Below are 20731 nucleotides of genomic sequence, written 5' to 3'. Positions count from 1 at the left end.
GCCTCTGGTACCCCATCGTCATCGCCGTCGCGACCGCCATCATCGGGGCCCTCTTCCTCCCCGAAACAAAGGATCGCGACATCTTCACCTACGACGACCGCCCGGCACGGTAATCGTCGAAGACGACCGCAAACGAGAAGGGCCCCGTCGCGAGACGGGGCCCTTTTTCATGGCTCGACGCCGACGGCGCCGGAAAGACGCCTCCTCATTCCGGCTGGTTCGCGGCCTCGTGCGCCGCCACCAGCGCGGCGTGATCGGCCGTCGTCTGCCTGGCATAGCGCATGGCGAATTCGGCGATGGCCTCGTCGAAGGCGTCGCCCTTGCCGAGATAGCCCGAGATCATCGCCGCGTCGCCGGAGCGGGCATGGGCGCGGGCCAACGTCGTGCCGCAGAGCCGCGCATAGGCCTTGGCCCCGCTCTCGGCGAGGATCTCGCCCACGGACGAGAGCTTCTTGTTCTTGAGCTGGCGCACGTAATAGGAGCGTCCGCTCGCCTCGGAGCGGGACGTACCGAGGAAGAGGTCGCTCGCCGCCTGCATGATGCGCTGACCGTCGATGACCCGCTGGCCCTCCGAGCCGAGGAAGAACGGCGAGAGCGCCAGCTGCGCCAGGACCGAGGGACGGGCCTCCTTGATCTGCAGGAAGAGCGGCGCGCCGTCCGCATCGGCATAGACGCCCACGGCGCAGACCGTGCCCACCGAGCCGATCCCCACCACCTTGAAGGCGACGTCCCGCTGTGTGTAACGGAGCGCCAGCAGGTTGCGGTCGGCCGTCAGGCTCGGCGGATAGTCGAGAAGCGCGGCCTTGGCCTCCTCCACCGCCTCCGTCAGGCCGTTCGGGCCCTCGTGGAAGACCGTGAGCCACCGGCCCGCCATCTTGTCGGCGATCCGCCACTCCGCCGGATCGGAGGACAGGGTCGCCGGATCGAGATTCGGCGCGTCGCCGTGGCTGAGGCCGCCGGCGGTCTCTTCTTCCGCCTCGGCCACGAGGCGCCGGCACAGGTCGCCGTTCCCGGTGCGGCCGACCTCGCGGTCGAGGTCGATCCGGCTGTGCCAGATCGCCAGCGGCGTCAGGGACGAGAGCTCGCGCATGTGCTCGCGATAGGCTCGGACGCTCGCCCGGGCCGCGCGGCGGGCCTTGTCCTCGCCCTGCGGCAGGGCGGCGACGGCGACGCTGGCGGCGAGGCGCTTCACGTCGACGGTGAAATCGACGTTCCACAGGGTCTCGTCGAAATCGTTGATGTCGAACAAGGTCAGCCCCTCGGGGCTGCGGAACACGCCGAAATTGCCGATATGGCAATCGCCGCAGGCCTGGACCGGGATGCCCGGCACGGGAACGCCGAGGAGATCGTCGGCCATCACCGCGGCCGCTCCGCGCAGGAAGGCGAAGGGGCTGGCCCGCATCCGCTCGTGGCGCAGGGGGATGAGTTCGAGGAGCCGTCCGGCGTCGTTGGCGTGCAGGGACGCCAGCGGGTCGCGGGAGGCGGCCGGCTGCCAGTCACCGTGGGATTCGCGAGAGACGAACTCGCGCAGGTGCTTTCCGGCCTCGACGCGCTCGGCGCGGCTGGACGAGATGGGGAGAGTGGTCATGGAGAAAGAGCCTCGGCGAGGTGGCGCGTGCAGCCGTTCGCCGCACGCACCTCGTCCGCTCAGTGCCTGAAGTGGCGGTACCCCGTAAAGACCATCGCGAGGCCGGCCTCGTCCGCGGCCTTGATCACGTCGGCGTCGCGCATGGAGCCGCCGGGCTGGATCACCGCCGTGGCACCGGCCTCTGCCGCCGCGATCAGCCCGTCGGCGAAGGGGAAGAACGCGTCGGAGGCCACCACCGAGCCCTTGGCGAGGCTCTCGGCCGCGCCGATGCGCTTGGCGCCCTCGGCCGCCTTCCAGGCGGCGATGCGCGAGGAATCCACCCGCGACATCTGCCCGGCACCGATCCCCACCGTGGCGCCGTTGCGGGCATAGACGATGGCGTTCGACTTGACGTGCTTGGCGACCCGGTAGGCGAAGCGCATGTCGGCGTATTCCTGCGCCGTGGGCTCCCGCCGCGTCACGACCTTCAGGGCCATGTCGTCGACCACCGCCGCGTCGCGGCCCTGGACCAGGATGCCGCCGGCGAGGTTGCGCATGGCAAAGCCCTTGGCGCGCGGGTCGGGCAGACCGCCCGCCAGCAGCAGGCGCAGGTTCTTCTTGGCGGCGACGAGGGCGATGGCTTCGTCCGTCGCATCCGGAGCGATGATCACCTCGGTGAAGATCTCGACGATCTTCGCGGCCGATTCGGCATCCAGCGTGCGGTTGAGGGCGACAATGCCGCCGAAGGCCGAGGTCGGGTCGCAGGCGAGCGCCCGCTCGTAGGCCTCTGCCAGGGTGTCGCCTTCGGCGACGCCGCAGGGATTGGCGTGCTTGATGATCGCCACCGCCGCCGCATGGGCCGGGTCGAACTCGGCGACGCACTCAAAGGCCGCATCGGTGTCGTTGAGGTTGTTGAAGGAGAGCTCCTTCCCCTGGAGCTGGCGCGCACTCGCCACACCGGGACGGGTGAAGCCGGGCGTCCTGTAGAAGGCCGCCGATTGATGCGGGTTCTCGCCGTAGCGCAGGGATTGGGCGAGGGTGCCGCCGAAGGCACGGAAGGCGGGTGCCTCCTCCATCTCCACATGGTCGGCGAGCCAGGAGGCGATGGCGGAATCGTAGGAGGCCGTGCGGGCGAAGGCCTTCTGCGCGAGGCGCTTGCGGGTCGCCGCGCCGAGGGTGCCGTTGCCGGATTCGAGTTCGGAGAGGATGGCGCCGTAATCGGCCACATCCACCACGACCGCCACGTCGGCGTGGTTCTTGGCCGCCGCGCGGATCATCGCCGGGCCGCCGACATCGATGTTCTCCACCGCATCGTCATAGGCGCAGGGTTTCGCGATCGTCGCCTCGAACGGGTAGAGATTGACCACGAGGAGGTCGATGGTGCCGATGCCGTGGGCGGCGAGCGCCGCCTGATGCTGGGGATCGTCGCGCACGGCGAGCAGACCGCCATGCACCGCCGGGTGCAGGGTCTTCACCCGGCCGTTCATCATCTCGGGAAAGCCGGTGATCTCGGCCACTTCCGTGACGGGAAGCCCGGCCTCGGTGAGCGCCCGATGGGTGCCGCCGGTGGAGACCAGGGCGACGCCGCGCCCGGACAGCGCGCGGGCAAAATCCACGAGGCCCGTCTTGTCGGAGACGGAAAGGAGCGCGCGGGCAACCCGCGCCTGATCATGCGACATCGTCGAGAACCGTCCGGCACAGGGCAGATCCTGCCCCTGAAACGCGGCCGGTACCACAGATGCGGCCCTATCGGCTACCGCGCCGCATCATCGGCCAAAGGAGCCTCGATCGCGACAGGCTCGAACAGCGCCGGGTCGACGCCCGCGTCTTGGAACCCGACGGGTTCGATTCTGGCGGCCTCGCCCCGGCCCGGCGCCTGTGCCAGATGCAGGAACCGCCAGCTGACCCGCGCGCCCTCCCCGGCCGTGACGTAGAGAACGATCTGGTCCGTCCTCCGCGCGCCGGTGAGACCGGCGAAGTAGACGCTCTCTTCGAGCGCGAGCGCGGCCCCTTCCGCCTCGAACCGCCATACCTCGCCCAGGGGCGAGGTGAGGTCGAGGCCGCCGCCCTCGGCGGCATTGGCCGCGATGGCGGGGTGGAGATGGAAGCGGATCGCGGCCTCGGGCGGACGCAGCCGGATCCGGTTCCCCTTATGGGCCACGGGCACGAAGGCGTCCTCCCCTTCGAGCCCCGCCCCGTCGGGAAGGAGGCGCCAGCGACGCTCGTGGACGATCCCGAACTCGGCGGCATAGCCGTCATGGCGGCCGGCGAGGATCATCGTACCGCCGTCGACGGTCCGTTCGGATTTCACCGCCCGCGGGCCGCGCACCAGCACGGGTCCGATTCGGCCGATGAGCCAATCCGCGGCCCAGCGGCTTCCCAGCCCCTCGCTGGCTCCGAGAAACCGGCAGGACGAAGAATCCCCCACCGTGGCCGTCGAATGCGCGGCGGTGCTGCGGGCGAGGCGCCGCAATTCCGGGCCGCTCGCCGGCAGGCCGCAATTGATCACCACCCGCTGAGGACCGCTCGACATCTCGAAGGAGAGGCAGCCGGCCCCGGCATTCATGGAATAGGGAAGCGGCGGCGGCGCGCCGACATCGGCGACGACGACGACGCGGCCGCTCTCCAGCCGCTCGTAGCCGGAATTCGGCGCATGCATCATCGGCTGTGCCAGGGCGCCGTCATAGACCAGCAGCGTCGCGAGATGGTCCGCCGCCGTCGCACCCATCCCGTTGAAATGGCTTAGGGAGGCGTCGCCGTGGCGCAGAAGGCGCAGCAGCGGCAGCATCCGATCGATGGCGTGGAGCAACCCTTCCGGCGGATCGAGGCTGCGGCTGAGGAAGCTCTGGCGCAGAGGCAGGAGGTCGAGGAGCAACTCCATGGCGAAGCGCGGGTCGCGGCTGCGATGGCCGCCATCCGCCATGATCTGCCGGTCGAGTTCGCGCGACAGGATACGGGTCGCCCGGCGCAGGATCGGCTGGATGCCCTCGCAGCACAGGCCGGCGTAGCAGAGCGCCACCACCGCCAGGAGCCGCGATTGCGGCGGCAGGCCCCGTCGGAGCGAGCGTTCGAGGTCACGGGCGCCGCGACCCACCGCCTTGAGGAAGGCCTGGTAGAAGGCATGGTCCGCCCCTTCCAGCACCAGAGGCGACTGGCTGAGGAATGAGATCAGCCGACGCGCGGCCACGGGGACGGGCTCGGCCAGGGCGGCATCGCCGCGCCCCGCGATGAAATCCGCCACGAAAGCGCGGGCATTGGCTCTCGCCAGTGCCGTATCGGCGGCGCGGAGATGGCGCAGCCAGCCGAAGCCGTAGAACGCATCCGCCCATTCCGGCGAAGGCGGGGCGTAATCGAAGGGCGAGCGACCGCTCACCGAGAGCGAGCGTCCCGCGAAGACGAACAAGCCGGCATAGATGTCGTCGGCGAAGGTGGCGTCGCTGGTGCGCAGGTCGTGCGGCGCGATCACCAGGGCGCTGACCCGAGCGCGGGCGAGGAGGTCCGGGCTCGCGGTCAGGCGTGCGGACACACCGCGCGCCGTGCGCGCGATTTCGCGCCCGACGAGCCGATAGAACCGCCAGCGATCAGCCCCCCAACTCACGCACGCCTTTCCTCCAGCACCTCGCCCCCGTTGAGCATCGTGCCGGATGTCGCCTAATCCGAAGCTAGGCTGTGCCTATTAACCAACGATTAAGGATGACGACACTCGCGGCGCCGCACCATTATCGCCGCGCGTTTTCGACCCCCGCCGTCCGCCTCGCCAAGCAGGATGACACGTCGGCGGCACGGATCGGCAATAATGTATTTTTTGCCAAGCGAGGCCGGAACGGTTGAATGCTGCACAGGTTATACACAGCGTCCGCCGAGCATCGTTCCTGCAACACACAGCAATGGCAGTGCGACCATGACTGTCATCAACGTTCTCAAGCGCGCCGGTCTCCTGGTGTCGGCTACCGCGTTATTGTGCAGTGCAAGTGCTGCGATGGCGCAGAGCGCTGTAGACCATGGCCTGGGTGGTCTCTTCAACGCGTTGTTTTCCCCCGCTCGCCCCGCTGTCGAAGCGCCGCCGTCGCCTTCATACGGAGCCGAGATGGGCCTGCCCCTGCGGCGGGAAGCGGCCCGTCCCCGTCCGAAGATCCGTTACGCCGCCCTGCCGAAGAGCGAGCCGCTGCAGCTCCGCATCGGCGACCGTCAGACGCCGATCTCCATGGCATCGGGACCGATGCATGCCCTGCTGAAGGACCCGACGCTCAGGCCCGGCGATATCGTCGTCCTGAAGGACGGCGCCCGCGTCTTCACCGGCGACGAGGACAAGACTCACAGTCTTCGGGATTTCGAACCGGTCAACCGGTCGGCCTCGGTCGATCGCAAGACCAAGGCCCTGCTCTCGATGATGATCGCCCCCGTCGGTGCCCTGCCGCCGGACGAGGTGCGCAAGTTCATGGCACGCCTGAAGACAGCGACGCCTTCGACGACCCTGCCGGCCGATGGTCAGGCTCAGACCGTCTCGATGCGGGTGATCACTCCGTAGGGCCAGGTGACGGCCGCTACCTGAGATAGGTCACGCTGTACAAGGTCTCGCGCAGTTCCTTCTCGGTCACCCAGACCCGGCCGTTGTCGCAGCGCTCGCGGATGCCATCGCGCAGGCGTCCACAATATTCGCCGGTATTGTCCTGGATGCGGTATTGGCAGACGCCGCCCTCCCTCCGTCGGCCGATGACCGGGCTCGCATGATCGGCGAACAGGTCGGGGTCCTTCGGATCGCGGGCCTCGAGCAGGTACCAGCTATAGCCCACGGTGGGGACGCGCCGATGGTCGAGGGCGTAGTCGACCATGGCGAGGATGCGGTCGAGCTTGCGCTTGCTGGGATGGCGGCCGGATTCGATCATGTCGGCGAAATCCGCCTGGCTCGCCGCCACGCGGTAGGAGACCGGCAGGAGCGGGACCGGCAGCGGCGCGCGGCGGCAAACGCTCTCCACATGGGCGATCCACGCCGCATTGAATGGATCGGCGCGCCGGCTCCGCAGGTGCGAAGCTGTGGCGGCCACCGAGCGGAAGCTCTGTTTCGGGGCGTGTAGCCGCGTCCGATAGCGAAGCGAGCGCAAGGTCGGCATCACGTAGCGGTAGCCGTCATTGGACGGGAGGTCGCGATCCTCACAGTATCCGCCTATATTGTAGAGGAGTGCTGCCGTATCCTCCTCGCCGCCCTCGATCTTGTCGAAATACGGTTCCAGGCCCGGGTTGCCGTCTCTGGTCACCTCCGCGTTGTTGCGGCTCCAGGCAATGTCGGCCCGGTAGGTCGGGTGCGCCCGGAGATGACGGCGCAGGCGAGGATCGGGGATGGCTGCGAGTTTCTCCGGGTCGGCGAAGTAGAATTTCGTCGCCACGTCGAGGGGAGCGACCGCCCTGTCGATCCGGTGCGAGATCATGTCGGCCGTCGCGTAGGCGAAGCAGATCGCGCTCTCGCCCTGGTTCAGGGGCAAGTCCTTCGGCGAGGGCGAGATCCCCACGTCGCGGGTTCCGGTATGGATCTCGAACGGGATCGTCGCCGCGACAGTGGCGCAGGTCGGGTTGCGGTCATAAGCCGGCGCCACCGGCAGGATGCGGCGGTCGATCTCGTCGGCCGGGGCTCGGCCGACGAGGGACAGGGCGGCGACCAGCCCGGCAATGGCGTGGCGGGCGCGGCGCAATGGGCGGCCTAGACCTTCCGAACCAGACGGCTCGCGAAGAACCCGTCGATGCCGCCATGGGCCGCCGGCTGTGCTTCCGCACCGGCGATCGCGTCCCCGGACAGGTGCGAGGGCAGCGTCCGCAGGTCGCCGTCACCGTTGACGAGTTCGCTGAGACCACCGACCTCGTCGGGCCGGATCGGGTGCCGTTCGAAAGCGGGATTGCGGGCGAGGAAGGCGGCGATCTGCCCCTCCCCCTCCTCGGGCTCGAGCGAGCAGGTGCAGTAGACGAGGCGGCCGCCGGGCTTCACCAGGGTAGCGGCACGATCGAGGAGGCGGCGCTGCAGACCGGCGAGACGCCCGACATCTCCGCCGGCCTTGGTCCAGGCGACGTCGGGATGGCGGCGGATGGTGCCGGTGGCCGAGCAGGGCGCATCGAGGAGCACGGCGTCGAACGTATCGGCATCGGTATCGGGGAGTTGGGTAGCGTCACCGACGCGGATCTCGGCCTTCAGTCCGAGGCGGGCGAGATTCTCGCTGAGGCGTTCGAGGCGTGGGGCCGAGCGGTCGACGGCGACGACCTCCGCACCGGTGGCGGCGAGCTGTGCGGTCTTTCCGCCGGGCGCCGCGCAGAGATCGGCGACGCGCTCGCCGGGCTTCGTGTCGAGCAGGCGCGCCGGGATCGCGGCGGCGGCATCCTGGACCCACCAGGCACCGTCGTCGTAGCCCGGCAGCTCCGAGACCGCCGAGCGGATGTCGTGCAGGCGGATGCTGCCGGTGGGCAGGGCGACACCGCCGAGGCGCTCGGCCCATTCCGCAGCCGAGCCGAGCGGGGTGATGTCGAGGGCGGCTCCGGAGAGATGGGCCGTCGCGATGGCGCGCGCCGTCTCGGGGCCGTAGGCGGCGGCCCAGCGTGCGGCGAGCCAGTCCGGCGTGTTCTGCGCCAGGGGATCCGAGGCCTCGGCGGCGATGGCGTCCCGCTCGCGGATCACCCGGCGCAGGATGGCGTTCACGAGGCCGGGCGTGTGCTGCAGGTAGGGATCGCCCTTGGCGAGGCGCACCGAGAGATCGACGGCGGCATGATCCGGCACGTTGAGATCGAGGATCTGCACCGCGCCGGTGACGAGGAGGGCGACCAGCCGCGGCTGATCCGGCGGCAGGCCCTGGTTCATCCGGGCCGCCAGCATCCGCCGCAGGAAGCCGAGGCGGCGGAAGGTGGCGGTGGCGATGGCGCGGGAGAGCGACGCATCGGCGGCATCGAGTCCGGCGTCCCGGCCTGCCTGAGCCAGGGCATCCTCCAAGGCGAAGGCGCGGCCCTGCACGAGCAGATCGGCCACCGCCGCATGCGCCACCTGACGGGCGGCGAGGCCCGGGACAGTGCGATCGATCGTCTTCGTCGGCCCGTCCGCGTTGCGGCGTGTCGCCATGAATGCCACTTTCCGTCTCGAAGGCCCGGTCACCCGAAGCCGATCCCAACGGATGCCCTCCCATCCGGCCCATTGAGATGCAAGCCATGACGACGCCCGACGACGCGGAAAATGCCGCGACCCCGCCCCGCCCCGACCTCACGCCGGCCGCGGCACGGGCCCTGGCCGAAGCCACGGAGCGCCGATCCGCCATCGATGCGAAGGCGGCGGAGATTTCCGCGGCCCGCGAGCGACAGGGTCGCGGCGGGCTGGAACCCGTCCGCTACGACGATTGGGAGGTGAAGGGCATCGCCGTCGATTTTTGACGGCTGTCCTTCGCAGGTTCAGCGCGTGACGTAGACCTGCGTCCCCACCGAGACGCGCCCGTAGAGATCGACCACGTCCTGGTTGTACATGCGGATGCAGCCGTAGGACGCGTAGGTGCCGACGGAGTTCGGCCGGTTGGTGCCGTGGATGGCGTATTCGCCGCCGGCCAGCGTCATCGCGGCCGCACCCATCGGGTTGTGCGGCGAACCGCCGGCGATGACGTCGGGCAGGCGCGGGTTGTCGCGCTTGACCTCGCGCGGGGGCGACCAAGCCGGCTCGACATACTTGCCGTCGATCCTGGTGGCGCCGGTCCATTGCTTGCCGGGCTTGCCCACCGCCACGGGATAGCGGATCGCCGTGCCGTCCCCGTTCACGAGATAGAGCCGGCGCTCCGAGGTTCGGATGACCACGGTACCGGGCATCGCGGCCTGGTCGAAGGCCACGAGTTCGCGCGATGCGGCCGGTGTCGCCGCGAGACCTGCGCTCAGGACCGTACCCGCCAAGAATGCACTGAAACCAATACGCGCGAACATCTGTCTTCATCCTCGAAAGCGTGACCGTGAGCTTCACGATAAGCGACCGTCGAGGTTGCAGTTCCGGTTACCGGCGAGGCTCGTCTGGTGGATACGCACGGGAATTACGTAGGGCGGTTAAGTGCCACCCATCGGTCTCGCGGCAAATGCGAACGACCCGGTCAGGCTTCTCTTAACGACGATGCCGGTCAGCGCTCCAGCAGGGCCGCCGCCGCCTCGTCCCGCTCCTGCCAGCCGTGACGGACGAGTTCGGGATCCTCGTGCTCCTCCACCGGATGACCGACGCAGAGATAGGCGACGAGCCGCCAGCCCGCCGGCACGTCGAGATGCGAGGCGACGCAGTCGGGCTCGATGATCGAGACCCAGCCCACACCGATCCCGTGCGCCCGCGCGGCGAGCCAGAAGCCGTGCACCGCCGTCACCACCGAGTAGCGCAGCATCTCCGGCATGGTGGCGCGGCCGAGGCCGTATCCGCAGGCCGTCCCCTCGTCGCAGAACACGGCGAGGTGAATGGGCGCCTCGCGCAGGCCGGCGAGTTTCAGCCGGATATAGGCGTCGCGGCGCTCGGATTCGTAAGTGTCGGCGGCGATGCCGTTGCAGCGCTCGAAACTGGCGATCACCGCCTCGCGACGGGCCGGATCGGAAACGCGGACGAACCGCCAGGGCTGGCTGTTGCCCACCGAGGGGCTGAGCCTCGCCAGGGCGAGGCAATGCTGCAGCAGGGTCTCGTCGACCGGATCGGCGCGAAAACGGCGCACGTCCCGACGCCAGGCGAACAGGTCGCCGAGCGTTTCGCGAAAGCCGGGATCGAAACTCACCAAGACCCGATACCCATGACCAGTCGCCCTCGCTCGCCGGACCGGCCAGTTCGCCCTCCCTCGCGACCGCCGGCTCGAAGGTGGCGGTGGAGAAGGGAATGAACGAGGATCGCCGTCAGGGAGGTTTTTAGACCAGAGCGCGCCGTCATGGCAGAAAAAAAGGCCGCACTCCGAAGAGGCGGCCTGAGTCCTTGGGTCTCGAAACCTCTGGAGTGTCGCTCCCGTGAAATCGGCAGGCTCCCGAAAGCTGGGGAGCATGGATATCGGTCACCCGACCGAGCACGGAACCGACGAGGTTCGGCAACAGGTATCATCTTCTATCAAGGCCGACGATGGGCGATAAGACGTCAAAATCGTGATGATGTGTTGCTCGATCTTGTCCTGCGGTCGCGTCGCGTCCGCGTGCTCCGGGCCGGCGCAGGACAGGGATGTTAGACGCCTATCGGGCTTGCGGCCTCACGAGGGGAGGCCCATCATCCGTGTCTCGGCCCCCACCGAAGCGATGCGGGATCGGGCCGAGACGGGAAAACGGGGTTCGGGTAAGTCGATTCCTAGGATCGAGGCGCGGCCATCGCCCCGCGGATACGACATCCGCGACGTTGCCCTGATGCAAGAGGAGCGAGGATGGACGAGAGGACCGGAGCCGAGCCGCGATCCCAGGATCCCGGCAGTCGCGTGGTGCCCTTCCCGACGGCCCCCGTGGTGCCTCAGGTCGCGTTCGACCGCAGCGAGCTCAGGACCTTGTTCAATCTCTACGGCCGGATGGTGTCGGCCGGCGAATGGCGCGACTACGCCCTCGATTTCCGCCGCGACAAGGCGGTGTTCTCGATCTATCGCCGCTCGTCGGAGACCCCCCTCTTCCGGGTCGAGAAGGACCCGAAGCTCGCGCGACGCCAGGGCGCCTTCGCCGTCATTTCCGCCGCCGGCATCGTGCTCAAGCGCGGCCACGATCTCGCCCGCGTGCTGACGACCCTGGAAAAGCCGCTCCGGGTGGTCTGAGATCCTTCGTCTAAGGGATGATGAAGGGGATCGCGTCCCATCTGAGCGGCGGCCAGCCCCAGAGCCGTGCCGCGATGGTATACAGGCCGCCGAGCACGATCAGGGTCGCGATGCCCGCAATGACGGCGGCTCCCAGGCCGGCCAAGGCGCCGGTGCCAATCGCGGCCATGATGCTCGCGCCGACGACGAGATAGGTCGGTCCATCGTTCGGATGAGGCGGCTCGCCCCCTGCGCCCAACCGGACCTTCGGCACCACCGGCTTTGGCATGGCCGTCTCCTCGGATCATCATCGATCGTCATGGGCAAATCAGCGTCGCCGCGTCCGTTCTGGTCTCGGGACCCGTCGGAGACGGCCGTCATCGAGATCCGGAGAGCGGGCGCATTCGATACGAAAAAGCCCCGGCGTTCCCGCCGGGGCTCTTCAGATCTTTCCCTGCAGGCTCGCTTAGCGGCGGTCGCCGAGAAGCTGGAGAAGGAACTGGAACATGTTGATGAAGTCCAGGTACAGGGTCAGAGCGCCGTTCACCGACAGCTTGGCCGCGCCTTCGGCATCGGCTCCGCTATAGAGGAACATCTCCTTGAGCTTCTGCGTGTCGTAAGCGGTGAGGCCTGCGAAGATCAGGACGCCCAGCACCGAGATCGCGAACTGAAGTGCGCTCGACGCCATGAAGATGTTCACGATCGACGCGATCATGAGGCCGATCACGCCCATGATCAGGAACGAGCCCATGCCCGACAGGCTGCGCTTGGTGGTGTAGCCGTAGAGGCTGAGACCGCCGAACGTGGCCGCCGTGATGAAGAACACCCTGACCACGCTGGCACCGGTGAAGACCAGCAGCAGTGTCGACATCGACGCGCCCATCACCGCCGCGAAGGCGAAGAAGGTCATGCGCGCCGAGGAGGCGGACATCTTGTCCATCCGCATGGTGAAGATGAAGATGAACGCCAGCGGGGCGAGCATCAGCACCCACTTGAGCGGGCTGGTGTAGAGCATCTGGCCGAACGGGGTCAGGGCGAGCTTGCCCGTGGCCGTCTGGGCCGTCGCGGCCATGTTGAGGCCGAGGGCCACCAGACCGGAGATCCCGAGACCGATGACCATGTTGTTGTAGACGCCGAGCATGAAGGTGCGCAGCCCCTGGTCGACTTCGACCTGGGAGCCGGCATAGCCCTGGGGCTGGGCGCCGTAGCGGAAGGGGCTGTTATCGAATGCCATGGGAGTTTCCCTTGGAAGCTCTCTCAGCGTGTGATTTGGAACCGAGGCTCACGCACATGACCTCTGGCGCGAGATCGCGCCCTGAGCCGAAATATGTTCGGTCGCGCCGCTTCGCACAAGGGGGCGGCCGAGCTTTGTGGACCAAGAATCGAAGTGATCGAGTGCGATCTTTATTTGCCGATCTACGGATTAAATTTCGTCCATTATCCTAATGCTCATGCAGAGGCGGGTTGACGATACGTAAACCACGACCTCCGTTCGCATCGCCTCGCTTCCGTCCGAAGGGCGGACGATCCGCCCTTCGTCCAGATGCTCCTGCCGGACGGCTGGATGAAGCTCAGAACTGCCTGAGATAAGGCGCCGGCTTCTGCCCCAGGATGCGCCAGGTTCCAGCGAGGCCCAGCAGGATCGCGAACACCACCGCGAGGACGGAGGCGACGAGGGCGCCGGACAGATCCAGGGCGAATTCGAGTTTCATCACCCGCGTGACGATGGTCCAGCCGGCGAGCGTCCCCGCCAGGAGCCCGAACACGGCGGTGGCGATGCCGAGCGCTCCGTATTCGAGCGTGTAGGCGAGGAGCAGGCGCCCCCGCGTGGCGCCGAGCGTCTTCAGCACCACCGCATCGTAGAGCCGGGCGCGATGCCCGGCGGCGATGGCGCCGGCGAGAACGAACAGGCTCGCCACCACCGCGACGCCGCTGGCGCCACGGATCGCCAGGACCAGCTTGCCGACGATGTCGTTGACGGTGTCGAGGGCGTCCTTCACCCGCACGCTGGTGACGGAAGGATAGGCGCGGGCGACGTCGCGCAGGATCACGGCTTCGGCCTTGGCGTCCGGGCCGCCCGCCAGGGTCAGCGTGGCGAGGTCCGAATGCGGGGCGCCGCGAAAGGTACCCGGCGAGAACACCATGACGAAGTTGATACCGAGGCTGCGCCACTCGACCTTCCGCAGGTTGGCGACCGTGGCCGTGAGATTTCGCCCGAGGACGTTCACGGTGACGGTGCCGCCGACGCCGAGATTGAGCGCGCGCCCCAACTCCGAATCGAAGGAGACCAGAGGTTTCGCGCCCTCTTCGGCGTTCCACCACGAGCCGGCGACGAGGCTCGAACCCTCGGGCAGGTCTTCGGAATAGGTGATGCCGCGATCGCCATCGAGCACCCAGGCGGCATCCTCCGGCGGCTTGATCTCGCCGGCCGGGACGCCGTTGATGGCGACGATGCGGCCTCGCATCATCGGCACCCGCTCGATCTTGGCGCCGGGCGCGAGCTTGCCGAGTTCGGCATGGAAACCGTCGGCATCGGCGGATGGGATATCGAGGAAGAACAGGTTCGGGGCACGGGCCGGAAGGGAACTCGTCAACGTCCGCCGCACATTCGCGTCGATGAGGCTCAGCGTCACCAGCAGCGTCACGCCGAGGCCCAACGACAGGACGATGGCGGGGGTCAACGCGCCGGGTCGGTGGAGGTTGGCCAGCGCCATGCGCGGCGCGGCCATGCGCGGACGCGGCAGGCGCCTGGCCAGTGCCATGAGGCCGAGGGCGACCAGCCGCAGCAGCCCGAAGGCGAGGCCGGCCGCGACGATGAACATCAGCGCCACCCTGCGGTCGAAGGCGGTGGCCAGCGCCAGAGCCACCAGTGCCGCCAGCGCCGCGACGAGGACGAGCCGGTAGCGCAGCCGGGTCTTGCGGCCGTCGGGATCGACCACATCGCGGAACAGGCCGGAGACCGGCACGTCATGGGCGTGGCCCAGCGGAATGATCGCGAAGGCCAGGGCCGTAAGGAGACCGTAGGCCGCGGCGAGCAGCAGTTCCACCGGTGCCAGGGTCGGGTTCAGCGGCAGCGGCAGCGCATCGTGGAACAGGATATCGAGGAAGAAGGGCAGGCCCGCACCGACGACGAGGCCGATCGCGGTGCCGAGTCCGGCGATGAGCATGACCTGGGTCAGGTAGATCCCGACCACCTTCCCCCCCGGCGCGCCGACGCTCTTCAGTGTGGCGATGGAGCCGCGTTTCCGCGCGACGAAGGCATTGACGGCATTGGCGACGCCCACCCCGCCGACGATCAGGGCGGTGAGCCCGACCAGGGTGAGGAACTGCGTGAAGCGCTCGACGCTCTTGGCGAAACGCGGGTCGGCATTGGAGCGCGAGCGCATCTCCCAGCCGGCATCCGGCACCGCCTTGGCGACCGCCGCGATGCGGCGCTCCAGTTCGGCATCGTCGGCGGCGGGCGCCTGGATGCGATAGCTCCAGCGATTGAGGCTCCCCGGCCGGATCAGGCCCGTCGCCCGGAGTGTGGCGGCGGAGACCAGCAGTCGTGGGCCGAAGCCGATGCCGTTGGCGATCTTGTCCGGCTCGGAGACCAGGGTGCCGCGGATCGCCACCGGCTTGCCCGCGATCTCGATCCGGTCGCCGACCTCGAGGTCGAGGCGGGTGAGCAGGAGCGGGTCGGCGACGGCGCCGTATGCTCCCTCCTTCTCGGCCAGCAAGTCGGAGAGCGGCAGGGCCGGGTCGGTGACGAGTTCGCCCGCGGCGGGGTAGGCACCGTCCACGGCCTTCAGCTCCACAAGGGCCGCACCCTTGTCGCCGGCCAGCGCCATGGCACGCAGGGTCGTCACCACCGAGACGCGGCCCTGCGCATCGAGGGCGGCCCGCTCGTCCGGCGTCGCCTCGCGGTTGATGAGGCTGTAGGTGAGATCTCCGCCGAGGATGCGCTTGCCCTCGCGGCCGAGGCCGTCCGTCAGCGAGCGCGAGATCGAGGCCACGCCCGAAATGGCGGCCACGCCCAGCGCGATGCAGGCGAGGAACACCGCGAAACCGGAAAGCCCGGCGCGCAACTCGCGGAAGGCCAGGCGGAGGGTGAGTGGGACGCGGCTGGGGCGCGGGGTCGGGCCCGGTCTGGCGAGGGTGCCGTGCATGGATCAGACCCTCGGTTGGGTGTCGGGATAACATACCCGTGCCATGAGCGACGCCATTGCTGCCCCTACCCCGGTCCTCATCCTGAGGTGCCCGCGCAAGCGGGCCTCGAAGGAGTTCTCCAGGGATCGCGGTGAGATCTGGAGGGCTCCTTCGAGGCCTCCGCTACGCTGCGGCACCTCAGGATGAGGAAGTGTGGGGGATCGGCGAAATCGATACGCAGGTCCGTTTGGCGAACGATCGCTCACGCCGCTACCGCCTCGTCGACGCGGCCCGAGCGCAGGCGCACGGTGCGGTCGCAGAGCCGGGCGAGGCCGGGATCGTGGGTGACGAGAACAAGGGTGGCGCCGCGGTCGCGCTTCAGCGCGAAGAGCAGGTCCACGATCTGCCGGCCGGTCGCCTCGTCGAGATTGCCGGTGGGCTCGTCGGCCACCAGGATTGCAGGGTCGGGGGCGATGGCGCGGGCGATGGCCACGCGCTGCTGCTCGCCGCCCGAGAGCTGCGCCGGATAATGGTGAAGCCGGTGGCCGAGGCCGACGGCCTCCAACTCGGCCTTGGCGCGCTCGTGCGCGCCCGGCTTGTCGGCGAGTTCGAGGGGCAGGGCCACGTTCTCCAGGGCCGTCATGGTCGGCACGAGATGAAAGGCCTGGAACACGATGCCGATGCGGCGTCCGCGGAACCGCGCCAGCGCGTCTTCGTCGAGGGCTCCGAGGTCGGTGCCTTCCACGGCGATCCGGCCGGATTCAGGACGTTCCAGACCGGCCATCACCATGAGCAGGGTCGACTTGCCGGAACCCGAGGGGCCGACGAGGCCGACCGCCTCGCCGCGCGCGACATCGAGGGAGATGCCACGCAGGACATGCACTCGCGCCGCGCCGCGGCCGAGGCTGAGATCGATCTGCGACAGGGCGATCGCGGGGCCTTCCACCTTGCCGGGCATCACCGAAGGACCGATCTGTGTGGGATCATCGTCATGAACACCATAGGTCGAGGCTGTGCGGGAATGGGTCTGTGTCTTACGTCACGCGGCGGAACGCGCAACGGCATCGATATGGTCGGCCAGCGGGCGCCGCGCCAGCATTCCCGCCGGGCGGCCCTGGTGATGGCCGTCTTTGCCGCACTCGCCGCCGGCTCCCTCATGACCGGGGCCAGCATCGGCCACGCCGCATCCCGCCCCCTCAACCTCGTCGCCTTCGGCGACAGCCTCACCGCCGGCTATCGCCTGCCCTCGGCGGCGGCGTTCCCTTCGGTGCTGGAACGCGAGCTCAAGGCCAGGGGGCGCACCGTCTCGATCGCCAATGCCGGCGTGTCCGGCGATACCAGCACCGGCGGACTCGACCGGCTCGACTGGTCAGTCCCCGACGGAACGGACGGTGTGATCCTCGAACTCGGCGCCAACGACATGCTGCGCGGCACCGACCCGGCCGTGACGAGGAAGGCCCTCGACACCATCATCTCGCGCCTGAAGGCCCGCAACATCCCGGTCCTGCTCGCCGGCATGAAGGCCTCGACCAATCTCGGGCCGGATTACGTGGCGCGGTTCGACGCGATCTATCCCGATCTCGCCTCGCGCTACGGCCTCGTCCTCTACCCGTTCTTCCTGCAGGGCATCCTCGGAGACCGGCGTTTCAACCTCGAGGACGGGCTCCACCCCAACGTGAAGGGTGTCGAGACCATCGTCGCCGGCATCCTGCCCACCGTCGAGACCTTTCTCGACCGGCTCGCCGCGGCTCCGAAATAGGCCGATGCCGCGCCTGTTCACTGCCCTCGAAATCCCCGACGCCATCGCCGAGGCGCTGGCCCGCCATCAATGCGGCCTGCGCGGGGCGCGCTGGATCGAACGCAGCGATCTCCACATCACCCTGCGCTTCCTCGGTGATGTGGACGAGGACGTGGCCGAGTCCTTCCATGCCGGGCTGGTGGAGGCACGCTCACGCCCGCCTCTCGACGTGACGCTGCCGGGGCTCGACGCGTTCGGCGGAGACAAGCCGCGTGCGATCATCGCCAGTGTGAAGCCCGATTCCGAGCTGCTCGACCTGCAGGAGGAGCACGAGCGCATCGCCCGCGCCGCCGGAGCCGAGCCCGAACGGCGCAAGTTCACGCCTCACGTGACGCTCGCCCGCCTCAATCGACGCGACACCCAGGCTGCGGACGTGGCCGAGTATCTCGCAGCGACGGGCCTGTTTCCCACACTCAGGTTCAGCGCGACGCGGGTGGCCCTGTTCTCGGCGCGGGAATCGCGGGGTGGCGGGCCGTATGTGGTGGAGGCGGCGTATCCGCTGGGGTGAGGCGGGCAGCCGCTGAGACCAGCCGTCATCACGTTGTCGGTAGCCGTCCTGTTTCGCGTCGGGCAATGGCAACGAAACAGCCCATCGGACGTCACCGAAACGGATCGTGGACACGGATCGTGACCGATTTCGGGGATAGCATATGCACCACAGGATCTTCTTTCGTCCGCTGCTGGCAGGAGCCGGCCTGATCTTCGCCCTGGCCGCACAGGCCGACCCGGCTCTCCTCAAGAGCGAAGGTCCCACGCAGCCTGCGAAGGTCGATGACGGCAAGTACACGGACAAGGACGGCACCCCGACCTACCGCGTCAGCGACGGCGGCAAGATGGTCGATTGGAGTTCGATGTCGGGCTACCTGCGCTACAATGCCAGTTGCATCGTCTGCCATGGCCCCGACGGCGCAGGCTCGACCTACGCCCCTTCCCTCGTCGACGCCTTGAAGACGGACGATTACGCGACCTTCGTGGGCATCGTGGCCGGGGGCAAGAAGGACGTGAATGCGTCAGAGCAACTCGTGATGCCGGCCTTTGGCGATGACAAGAACGTCATGTGCTACATCGACGACATCTACGTTTATCTCCGCGCCCGGTCCGACGGAGCCATTGGGCGGGGCCGCCCTGCCGAACACGAACCCAAATCCGAGACCTTCAAGAAAAACGAGGATGCCTGCATGGGCTGAGGCGACTCACAGCCGCCGCAGTGCCACGCTCTCGATCCGGTGGCTCGCCCCCTTGGCCAGGATCAGGCTCGCTCGCTGGCGCGTCGGCAGGATGTTGTCGCGCAGATTCGGCAGGTTGATCGTGGTCCAGAGCGTGTCGGCGATCTCGAGGGCCTCGGCTTCCGTGACCTCGGCGTATTTGCGGAAATACGAAAGCGGATCGCGGAAGGCGGTCTGGCGCAGGCGCAAGAAGCGGTTGACGTACCAGCGGTGCAGGTCGTCTTCGTGACCGTCGAGATAGATCGAGAAATCGAAGAAATCGGAAACGAAGGGAATCGCCGTGCCGTCGCGCGGCAGCCGCGCCGGCTGCAGGACGTTGAGGCCTTCCACGATGAGGATGTCGGGAGATTCCACCACCCGCTCCTCGCCGGGCACCACGTCGTAGACGAGGTGGGAATAGAGCGGCGCGGCCACCCGCTTCTTGCCGGCCTTGATGTCGGTGAGGAAGCGCAGCAGCGCCGCCGTGTCGTAGCTCTCCGGGAAACCCTTGCGCTCCATCGCGCCCATGCGTTTCAGCTCGGCATTGGGATGCAGGAACCCGTCCGTGGTGATGAGGTCGACCTTGGGCGTGTTGGGCCAGCGGGCGAGCAGCGCCTTGAGGACGCGGGCGGTGGTGGACTTGCCCACCGCCACCGAGCCGGCGACGCCGATGATGTAGGGAACCTTCGCCTCGTGCTCGGCCAGCAGGAAGCGCTGGGTCGCCTTGAACAGGCCCTGCGTCGCCGCGACGTAGAGGGAGAGCAGGCGCGACAGCGGCAGGTAGATCGCCACCACCTCTTCGATGGAGATCGGGTCGTTGAGGGATTGCAGGCGGGTGACGTCGTCGCTGGTGAGGGTGAGCGGCGTCTCGGCGCGCAGCTGCGCCCATTCCTCGCGCGAGAACAGTCGATAGGGCGAGAGGCGCTCGGGGCCGATCCCGGTCACCGGATCCTGGCCCAGCGCCGGGTCTAGCCCGGACATGGCGGTGATGGGCCGCGACGGTTCGATGGTCACGAGTGCCTCCGGGCCGCCTTCTCGGCGATGCCGCTCTGGGCGGTGCGGCGCTCGAGCTCCGCCATCACCTCCGGCAATCCGATGCCGCCGGCGCGCAGCACCACGAGGAGGTGGTAGAGCACGTCGGCCGCCTCGGCGACCAGGCCGGCGCGATCGCCCTGCACAGCGGCGATGGCCGCCTCCACGGCCTCTTCGCCGAGCTTCTTGGCGGCCTTGGCCGGGCCGCCCGCCAGGAGCTTGGCGGTGTAGGACTGGTCGGGCGGCGCCGCGGCCCGGTCGGCCACCAAGGCCTCCAGGTCGCTCAGGGTGAAATCGGTCATGCGATCCTAGGCACGTTGGCGAGCGGCGCCTCGCGCTCGACGGCGCGGAGCCTGCGGCACGAAGCGGAATTGGGCAAGGGTGGGGTGATACGGGTACGGACGCGTCACGGGTCGAGCCGCATGGCGAGACCGGCCTTCGCCATATGCGCCTTGGCCTCGGCGACGGTGTGCTGGCCGAAATGGAAGATCGAGGCGGCCAACACGGCGCTGGCGCCGCCGTCGCGTACGCCCGCCACGAGGTCGTCGAGACCGCCGACACCGCCCGAGGCGATGACCGGCACCGAGACCGCGTCCGAGATCGCACGCGTCAGGGCGATGTCGTAGCCCGAGCGCATCCCGTCCCGGTCCATGGAGGTGACGAGGAGTTCGCCCGCGCCGCGCGCCGCCACGGTCCTGGCGAAGTCGATGGCGTCGAGGCCGGTGGGCTTGCGCCCGCCATGGGTGAAGATCTGCCAGGCATCCGGCTCGCCCGGCGCGGAGATGCGCTTGGCGTCGATGGCGACGACGATGCACTGGCTGCCGAATTTCAGGGCACCGCGCTCGACGAAGGCGGGATCGTTCACCGCCGCCGTGTTGATTGAGACCTTGTCGGCCCCGGCCAGCAGCAGCGTGCGGATGTCCTCCACCGTGCGCACGCCGCCGCCCACGGTGAGTGGCATGAAGCAGGCTTCGGCCGTACGGCTCACCACGTCGAGCAGGGTGCCGCGCGCCTCGTGGCTCGCGGTGATGTCGAGGAAGCAGAGCTCATCGGCGCCGGCCGCGTCATAGGCCTTGGCCGCCTCCACCGGGTCGCCGGCATCGCGCAGTTCGAGAAACTGGACGCCCTTGACGACGCGCCCGTCCTTCACGTCGAGGCAGGGAATGATGCGGGTCTTCAACATGGTGGACCTGTCACGCTTGCGGCCGAACTCAGGTCGCAGGCATCGGGCCATGCCCGTCCCGGCACCATTCCGTCAACTCGGCGGCGGGGA

20 protein-coding genes are annotated in these 20731 nt (G+C 68.6%); 6 read left to right on the top strand and 14 right to left on the bottom strand.

Annotated features, from left to right (window positions below; translation table 11 throughout):
* Positions 1-205: 205 nt before the first annotated feature.
* The 3 genes from ACFQ4G_RS09010 to ACFQ4G_RS09000 form a co-directional block, all read right to left on the bottom strand.
* Positions 206-1588, bottom strand: coding sequence for a DUF2252 domain-containing protein (locus ACFQ4G_RS09010; RefSeq protein ID WP_238207620.1), 1383 nt, complete (start codon positions 1586-1588; stop codon positions 206-208).
* Positions 1589-1647: 59 nt separating this feature from the next.
* Positions 1648-3246, bottom strand: a complete 1599-nt coding sequence (gene purH, locus ACFQ4G_RS09005) for a bifunctional phosphoribosylaminoimidazolecarboxamide formyltransferase/IMP cyclohydrolase (protein ID WP_238207618.1) — start codon at positions 3244-3246, stop codon at positions 1648-1650.
* A 74-nt stretch (positions 3247-3320) separates the two neighbouring features.
* A complete protein-coding gene (locus ACFQ4G_RS09000; protein ID WP_238207616.1) occupies positions 3321-5165 on the bottom strand; it encodes a heparinase II/III family protein in 1845 nt (614 codons plus the stop codon).
* Between the two features lie 489 nt (positions 5166-5654).
* On the opposite strand from ACFQ4G_RS09000, the gene ACFQ4G_RS08995 reads away from it, so the two are divergent.
* Positions 5655-6095 carry a hypothetical protein gene (locus tag ACFQ4G_RS08995; RefSeq protein ID WP_238207611.1) on the top strand — a complete coding sequence of 147 codons (441 nt, stop codon included), beginning with the start codon at positions 5655-5657 and terminating at the stop codon, positions 6093-6095.
* A 16-nt stretch (positions 6096-6111) separates the two neighbouring features.
* On the opposite strand, the gene ACFQ4G_RS08990 is transcribed toward ACFQ4G_RS08995, so the two are convergent.
* Together ACFQ4G_RS08990 and ACFQ4G_RS08985 are read right to left on the bottom strand one after the other, a co-directional pair.
* The gene (locus ACFQ4G_RS08990) at positions 6112-7254 is read right to left on the bottom strand and encodes a hypothetical protein (RefSeq protein WP_238207610.1); all 1143 of its coding nucleotides are present in this window, start codon (positions 7252-7254) and stop codon (positions 6112-6114) included.
* Positions 7255-7262: 8 nt separating this feature from the next.
* A complete protein-coding gene (locus ACFQ4G_RS08985) occupies positions 7263-8660 on the bottom strand; it encodes an RsmB/NOP family class I SAM-dependent RNA methyltransferase (protein WP_238207608.1) in 1398 nt (465 codons plus the stop codon).
* An 86-nt stretch (positions 8661-8746) separates the two neighbouring features.
* On the opposite strand from ACFQ4G_RS08985, the gene ACFQ4G_RS08980 reads away from it, so the two are divergent.
* Complete coding sequence (locus tag ACFQ4G_RS08980; RefSeq protein WP_238207606.1) at positions 8747-8965, top strand: DUF1674 domain-containing protein; 219 nt, start codon at positions 8747-8749, stop codon at positions 8963-8965.
* An 18-nt stretch (positions 8966-8983) separates the two neighbouring features.
* On the opposite strand, the gene ACFQ4G_RS08975 is transcribed toward ACFQ4G_RS08980, so the two are convergent.
* Together ACFQ4G_RS08975 and bluB are read right to left on the bottom strand one after the other, a co-directional pair.
* Positions 8984-9499, bottom strand: coding sequence for a L,D-transpeptidase (locus ACFQ4G_RS08975; protein ID WP_238207604.1), 516 nt, complete (start codon positions 9497-9499; stop codon positions 8984-8986).
* 188 nt (positions 9500-9687) lie between these two features.
* Positions 9688-10317, bottom strand: a complete 630-nt coding sequence (bluB, locus tag ACFQ4G_RS08970) for a 5,6-dimethylbenzimidazole synthase (RefSeq protein WP_238207602.1) — start codon at positions 10315-10317, stop codon at positions 9688-9690.
* A 624-nt stretch (positions 10318-10941) separates the two neighbouring features.
* On the opposite strand from bluB, the gene ACFQ4G_RS08965 reads away from it, so the two are divergent.
* Positions 10942-11316, top strand: a complete 375-nt coding sequence (locus ACFQ4G_RS08965; RefSeq protein ID WP_238207601.1) for a DUF2794 domain-containing protein — start codon at positions 10942-10944, stop codon at positions 11314-11316.
* 10 nt (positions 11317-11326) lie between these two features.
* Here ACFQ4G_RS08965 and ACFQ4G_RS08960 read toward each other — a convergent pair whose 3' ends face one another.
* From ACFQ4G_RS08960 to ACFQ4G_RS08945, 4 genes are all read right to left on the bottom strand, one after another.
* Positions 11327-11584 carry a hypothetical protein gene (locus ACFQ4G_RS08960; protein WP_238207600.1) on the bottom strand — a complete coding sequence of 86 codons (258 nt, stop codon included), beginning with the start codon at positions 11582-11584 and terminating at the stop codon, positions 11327-11329.
* Between the two features lie 177 nt (positions 11585-11761).
* Complete coding sequence (locus ACFQ4G_RS08955; RefSeq protein ID WP_238207598.1) at positions 11762-12529, bottom strand: Bax inhibitor-1/YccA family protein; 768 nt, start codon at positions 12527-12529, stop codon at positions 11762-11764.
* A gap of 337 nt (positions 12530-12866) precedes the next feature.
* Positions 12867-15443 (bottom strand): ABC transporter permease, encoded by a 2577-nt coding sequence (locus ACFQ4G_RS08950; protein ID WP_238207596.1) that lies wholly within the window; start codon positions 15441-15443, stop codon positions 12867-12869.
* 242 nt (positions 15444-15685) lie between these two features.
* Positions 15686-16381, bottom strand: a complete 696-nt coding sequence (locus tag ACFQ4G_RS08945) for an ABC transporter ATP-binding protein (RefSeq protein ID WP_238207627.1) — start codon at positions 16379-16381, stop codon at positions 15686-15688.
* 162 nt (positions 16382-16543) lie between these two features.
* Here ACFQ4G_RS08945 and ACFQ4G_RS08940 point away from each other — a divergent pair, with 162 nt between their 5' ends.
* From ACFQ4G_RS08940 to ACFQ4G_RS08930, 3 genes are all read left to right on the top strand, one after another.
* Positions 16544-17182 (top strand): arylesterase, encoded by a 639-nt coding sequence (locus ACFQ4G_RS08940; protein WP_238207626.1) that lies wholly within the window; start codon positions 16544-16546, stop codon positions 17180-17182.
* Positions 17183-17186: 4 nt separating this feature from the next.
* Positions 17187-17729, top strand: a complete 543-nt coding sequence (gene thpR / locus ACFQ4G_RS08935; protein ID WP_238207595.1) for an RNA 2',3'-cyclic phosphodiesterase — start codon at positions 17187-17189, stop codon at positions 17727-17729.
* A 142-nt stretch (positions 17730-17871) separates the two neighbouring features.
* Positions 17872-18408, top strand: coding sequence for a c-type cytochrome, methanol metabolism-related (locus ACFQ4G_RS08930; RefSeq protein ID WP_238207594.1), 537 nt, complete (start codon positions 17872-17874; stop codon positions 18406-18408).
* Between the two features lie 6 nt (positions 18409-18414).
* Here ACFQ4G_RS08930 and coaA read toward each other — a convergent pair whose 3' ends face one another.
* From coaA to hisF, 3 genes are all read right to left on the bottom strand, one after another.
* Positions 18415-19407: a type I pantothenate kinase gene (gene coaA / locus ACFQ4G_RS08925; protein WP_238207625.1), complete on the bottom strand. Its 993-nt coding sequence runs from the start codon at positions 19405-19407 to the stop codon at positions 18415-18417.
* A 29-nt stretch (positions 19408-19436) separates the two neighbouring features.
* Complete coding sequence (locus tag ACFQ4G_RS08920) at positions 19437-19760, bottom strand: phosphoribosyl-ATP diphosphatase (RefSeq protein ID WP_238207593.1); 324 nt, start codon at positions 19758-19760, stop codon at positions 19437-19439.
* A 104-nt stretch (positions 19761-19864) separates the two neighbouring features.
* Positions 19865-20641, bottom strand: coding sequence for an imidazole glycerol phosphate synthase subunit HisF (gene hisF / locus ACFQ4G_RS08915; RefSeq protein WP_238207592.1), 777 nt, complete (start codon positions 20639-20641; stop codon positions 19865-19867).
* Positions 20642-20731 lie beyond the last annotated feature (90 nt).

The organism is Methylobacterium marchantiae (assembly GCF_042679825.1).
Classification (GTDB): Bacteria; Pseudomonadota; Alphaproteobacteria; order Rhizobiales; family Beijerinckiaceae; genus Methylobacterium; species Methylobacterium marchantiae.
Note: the sequence above shows the minus strand (reverse complement) of the source record. Positions and strands in the feature narration are given on the sequence as shown.